The 4,759-nt window shown below is 64.6% G+C and carries 4 protein-coding genes and 2 pseudogenes; 1 reads left to right on the top strand and 5 read right to left on the bottom strand.

Annotated features, from left to right (window positions below; genetic code table 11):
- Nucleotides 1-314: 314 nt before the first annotated feature.
- Nucleotides 315-500, top strand: a complete 186-nt coding sequence (locus CYU59_RS04410) for a helix-turn-helix domain-containing protein (protein WP_292976299.1) — start codon at nucleotides 315-317, stop codon at nucleotides 498-500.
- Between the two features lie 809 nt (nucleotides 501-1,309).
- On the opposite strand, the gene CYU59_RS04415 is transcribed toward CYU59_RS04410, so the two are convergent.
- The 5 genes and pseudogenes from CYU59_RS04415 to CYU59_RS04435 all read right to left on the bottom strand — a co-directional run.
- On the bottom strand, nucleotides 1,310-2,071 hold the full coding sequence (locus tag CYU59_RS04415) for a zf-HC2 domain-containing protein (RefSeq protein ID WP_363113866.1): 762 nt from the start codon (nucleotides 2,069-2,071) through the stop codon (nucleotides 1,310-1,312).
- Between the two features lie 356 nt (nucleotides 2,072-2,427).
- Nucleotides 2,428-2,538, bottom strand: a pseudogene (locus CYU59_RS04420) (WXG100 family type VII secretion target); the annotation flags it as partial.
- A gap of 107 nt (nucleotides 2,539-2,645) precedes the next feature.
- Complete coding sequence (locus CYU59_RS04425) at nucleotides 2,646-3,848, bottom strand: PPE family protein (protein WP_292976301.1); 1,203 nt, start codon at nucleotides 3,846-3,848, stop codon at nucleotides 2,646-2,648.
- Nucleotides 3,849-3,860: 12 nt separating this feature from the next.
- Nucleotides 3,861-4,160, bottom strand: coding sequence for a PE family protein (locus CYU59_RS04430; protein ID WP_292976304.1), 300 nt, complete (start codon nucleotides 4,158-4,160; stop codon nucleotides 3,861-3,863).
- A 193-nt stretch (nucleotides 4,161-4,353) separates the two neighbouring features.
- Nucleotides 4,354-4,759, bottom strand: a pseudogene (locus CYU59_RS04435) (pyridoxal-5'-phosphate-dependent protein subunit beta); the annotation flags it as partial.

Genomic DNA, 4,759 nt, shown 5'->3' on the forward strand with positions numbered 1-4,759 from the left:
ACTCTTACCGCATCAAAGACCGCGATCTCGGGCGAGTCCCGGGATCGGCCACCGAAGAATGAACACCAAGGGGGTCAATTTTCAACCGTCGAAAGGGGGTCAATTTTCGGCCGTCGTTGACACTCCCCGACCCCTCTATGGCGCGGGCTTCGGCTTTGGCGTGGTGCGGTGAATGCGGGGATCCTCAATCGCGCACAATCACGGTCACTCTCGCTGACGGAACTGACGCAGCAGCCTTTTGTCCACGGTGCAGTACCCAGGAAGCTGCCAAAAGGCATCCCTCATACATAGCTTCGCAAGAAAGAAGATGAGTCATGCTGCAACACAATGTATTTAACGAGCTTCCGCTGCTCCTCGCAGTTCCTCGTGCCGCAGCATTACTGGGGATCAGCCGGGCAGCCGCCTACAGGCTCGCTGCATCAGGCGAGCTACCCGTACGTCGGCTCGGCGGTCGTGTCTACGTGGTGACCGCTGGCCTGCAAGAACTCGTGGCGTCATAGCCAGATCTCTAGCCGCCGAGGACTCGCGGGCTGGCGCAGATAAATATCGCGACCCGTGACTGCAGCGAGGATCGGCAACCCGTGCACGTGCGGGACCGAACAAATTCGGGTCGCCGAGCGCACGACCAGCCTCAGCTACCAGCGCATCGAGCGACACGCCGCGCAGTATCACCAACCAGACCCCTCGACGGCTAACAACACCGCCAAATTCGGCGTTGGATACGGTTCCCCAGCATCGAGAGTTAACACTCTTCAGAAGGATTGCAGCCGCCGAATCAGGGTCTACAGTCGACCTCGCTGCGATACCGCAGCGACACATCAAGTTGAGGGGAGCAGCAGTTGTCGGACAATGGTGGCGACATCCACGACCAGGATGAACAGCTAAGAGCCGAGGCGAAAAGAGAACTCCTGGCCCAGATCAAGTCGCGCGCAGCGTCAGCTGGAAACAGCGAGACAGTGCTGAAGCTCGCGCACGCCTATGTGCTTGTCGTAGGCGCGTCGCCAGGTCGCTTGCCGGGAAGCGCCCTGGCCGAAGATTAGCCCGGCGCGGCGGCGCGGCGTCAGGTCGTGCTCGCAAGTCGTCAACCCGGCACACTGATGGATAACAGCAGTTATCCATGAGTAAGACCCCGTCGTTTCACATCAGATGAATCACGATCCTTGATGACAATCGTCGATCCGGCTGGCGGGTTGAAGCTGGGAAGCCCTGCTGGAAGGCAGTTTTGGGCGCAGACTCAGTAGGGAGGTCTCGACTGATTGGCTTCGCCACCGGTAATTTCGGGTGCAACTCCGCCTTTGATGCGCAAATGCTAGGAGTGCGAACCGGGGAATCTCGCATCCCGAAGTCCCCGCGCAATCTCGCGGCTCAGTGACGGTTCGCCGGTAGTAGGCGCTTGGTGGCAGTCGCAGCTTAGGCCGCTGAATGGTTTGGGGGGGTTAACCTTCGAATTCGGTTCAGCAACGACTAAGGCTGAGTGCGCGACAGACAGTTGTATAGCCATGGCGGCCCCGAGGAGCGTTCTTGTGACACCTCGATCCGACAGGTTTTGGTGCGGAGCGCCTTTGGCTGTCCACGCCGGGGTCAACTCCGCCGTTGACACGCTCGTCTGCGCCGGTTGTGGGACGAATGTTGAGGAATGGGCCGCGTCGGTGACGAACCCGCACAGCAGCAGCGCCACGGCCGCGGCGGCGGTGCCGGCTATCAGGTGCGAGCGGCGCCGGCGCCAGGCCACCTTGGCCAGCAAGGAGGTCAATGCCTCGGGAGGTCGCGGCGCTGCGGACGCGTTCGCGCCTTCGTTGATTGCGGTCATTTGGTTTTGGTCGAGCTGGGACAGCAGGGCAGGCATGCCAGTTAGTTCGGCGGCGGCTTCCCGGCATGACACGCAACCGCGCATATGCGCCTCGAATTCCAGCCGGTCGGCGCGCGATAGCGATCCCAGTACGTAGGCCGCGTCCCACAACGCGTAGGCGTGGTCACTGTGCCGGGACGGTTCGCCGTCAAACGGCGCCCCTGGTTGACATTGTGGCATCATCGGGTGGCCCCTGACCGCTTGGTGGGATGCTGCTGCCATGCATGCCGCAGCGTCTCCTGTATAAGGCTTTTGGCGCGTGCCCGGTCGCTGGTTAGGTGCGGGGCGTACCGCCACAATGCTGCGTCGTGCTGCTGGTGGAGGATCTGTTTGTACGCGGATTCCACTGTCTGGCCTGTGATGTGGGGCGCTCGACTGTTCATCATTACCCTTCTTGCTAGGACACGAGTAGGTAGCTCGTTTCGTTCAAACGATGGGCGAAAATTGCTAGGCCAGTGCACGCACACCACCCTGGTGAGGCCGCCGAAGTCGTTTGGTGCGCCGCCGAGGGAGCCTGCGGGGCAATGACTTTCTGGCTGCATGTTGCAGCGCTGAGGCGTTGAGTCAGGCCCAGCTGGAGCCGACGGCCACATCGTGCGGGCCTCATATTCGACCGTTTGAGCATGCAGGTCGAAACGGTCTGCCACAGAACACATCTGATGTGGGTCAGTCATGAACCGTGTGGCCATCGTGGTATTTCCTTACCTTGATCTGAACGTTGGGATGGTTGCGATGACGTCCGGCATAGCGGCCGATCTGACAGACGTAGATCCTTTCCTTCCTTCCTTCCTTCCTGTCATCCGATGGTCGGTGAGCGTGGCACCACCGCGAGCCGGGGCATGAAGCGGAGGTCAGGATTGGCGACGTTGCCGGTGTTGCGCCCGCCTATTCGCGCCAGCGGCGCGCCGAGCAGGCTTGCCCCGCTTGCCGTGGCTGCGGGGGTGGCGCCCGCAATGGTGCCGGACAGCGCCCCGGCGGCGGTCGGGGCGATCGTCGGCGCTGTGGCGGCCCAGCTCGGCGGCACCGACAACGCCCCGATCGAGGCCGCCCGGCCCACACCCGCGGGCACGGCCGCTCCGCCAAGACCTACTGAACCCGCCGATCCCAGCGCGCCCGAACCGAACCCGGCGGTCAAACCCGAAGCGAGCCCGCCCGTCAGACCCGACCCCGCCGCCGTAGCGCCGGCGGCGGCCGGCATGGTCAGATTTTTCACTTGATTCAGGTTCGATAGCAGCGCACTCGATATCCACCCGAGCGAACTGGTCATCGACATGCCGGTCGTCAGGGGGCTCAGCGACGAGCTCAGAGTGGACAGCAACGACGTGGACGAGGTGGACGACACAGGCGACGCGAGTTGCTGCAGCGCGGTGGGCACCGTGGAGGTCAGCTGTGCCAGCACCGCCTGGGTGTCGGTGCTGGCCGAGGTACCGGTGGCCTGGGCGACCGCGGCGCTCTGCCCGGCGAGCCCGGCCGGGTTGGTGGCGGGCTGCGGCGCGGTGAACGGGGTCACTGCCGATGCCGCCGCCGAGGAGCCGGCATACAGGTACATGGCGGTCGCGTCCTGAGCCCACATCTGGCCGTACTGTGCTTCGGTGGCCGCGATCGCCGGCGTGTTTTGCCCAAGAAGGTTGGTGGCGACCAGCGCCATCAGCAGGGCCCGGTTCGCCTCGATCACCGGGGGCGGCACCGTCATCGCAAACGCGGCTTCGTAGGCGCCCGCCGCGGCCCTGGCCTGGCTGGCGGTCTGCTCGGCCTGGGCGGCGGTGGTATTCATCCACGCCGCATAGGGTGCAGCTGCGCCCGCCATCGACATCGACGCCGGACCCAGCCACGGCCCGCCGGTCAGGCCCGAGATCACCGAGCTGTAAGACGCTGCCGCCGACGCCAGGTCGGCGGCCAACCCGTCCCAGCCCGCCGCAGCGGCCAGCATCGGCGCTGACCCGGGACCGGCATACATTCGGGCGGAGTTGATCTCCGGCGGCAACGCACCGAAGTCCATGGCTGCACACTCCTAGCCGGCTGCGCTCGCGTTGGCGGCCTCAGTTACCGCATACGAGTCGGCACTGGCCGCCATTGCGGCCACGAACTGGTCCTGAATCGCCGCGGCGTTGGCGATCACCGTTTGATACCGGCTCGCGTGCGCGGCGGACTGCGTCGCGGTCAGCGCCGACACCTCGTCGGCAGCGGCGGGAACCACTCCGATGGTCGAGACGGCTGCTGCCGGATTCGCGGCGCTCATGGCCGAACCGATCCCCGTGAAGTCGCCGGCGACGGCCCCCAGCATGTCCGGCTGTGTGGTCACGAATGACATGAGTTGTCCTGTCCGAGATGCTACGAAGACCCACAAATGAATCTGTTTGACGCGGTGGGGATTTGGTTGACTCGTCGAAGCGAAGGATGCTGAGTTCGGCATCAACATGTAGAGAGTCATGTTGATGCCGAACTGTCGATCATCAGCATCCGGGTGGGCCGGTCGAAGCTGCGGGATGAGGCGACGAGAGCCTTTAGCGCAGTGCTGCGGTGGGGTCGACGACGGTGGCGCACCGGGTCCAGGACTGCACCACGTGCCCGGTGGGGTCGGCGATGGTGGCCGGCTCCTCTGGCGGGAATTGCTCGAGCAGGCCGTGTTCGCGGCAGTAGTCGTCGTTGTAGATGGTGTCGAAATAGCGTTGCGGGCCATCGGGAAACACCGCGGCGATGGTGGTGTGCGCGGACATGGTGCGCGCGGCCCAACCGGCCACCAGGGCGACCGCACCCACACTCCAGCCGCCGCTGGCGTGGTGGGTCGCCGCCAAGGCGCGGGCCGCCCAGACGGCTTCGGCCGGGGCCACCCAGTGCACCTCGTTGAACGCCGGGTAGTCGACGTTGCGGGGGTAGATACTTGAGCCCAGCCCACGCATCAGGCGACTG

The sequence above is a fragment of the Mycobacterium sp. genome, assembly GCF_002863225.1.
In the GTDB taxonomy this organism is placed as follows: Bacteria; Actinomycetota; Actinomycetes; order Mycobacteriales; family Mycobacteriaceae; genus Mycobacterium.

Coding starts and splice junctions, on each gene's coding strand:
- CYU59_RS04410 (WP_292976299.1), top strand. CDS start 315: ATGCTGCAACACAATGTATTTAACGAGCTTCCGCTGCTCCTCGCAGTT.
- CYU59_RS04415 (WP_363113866.1), bottom strand. CDS start 2,071: ATGGCAGCAGCATCCCACCAAGCGGTCAGGGGCCACCCGATGATGCCA.
- CYU59_RS04425 (WP_292976301.1), bottom strand. CDS start 3,848: ATGGACTTCGGTGCGTTGCCGCCGGAGATCAACTCCGCCCGAATGTAT.
- CYU59_RS04430 (WP_292976304.1), bottom strand. CDS start 4,160: ATGTCATTCGTGACCACACAGCCGGACATGCTGGGGGCCGTCGCCGGC.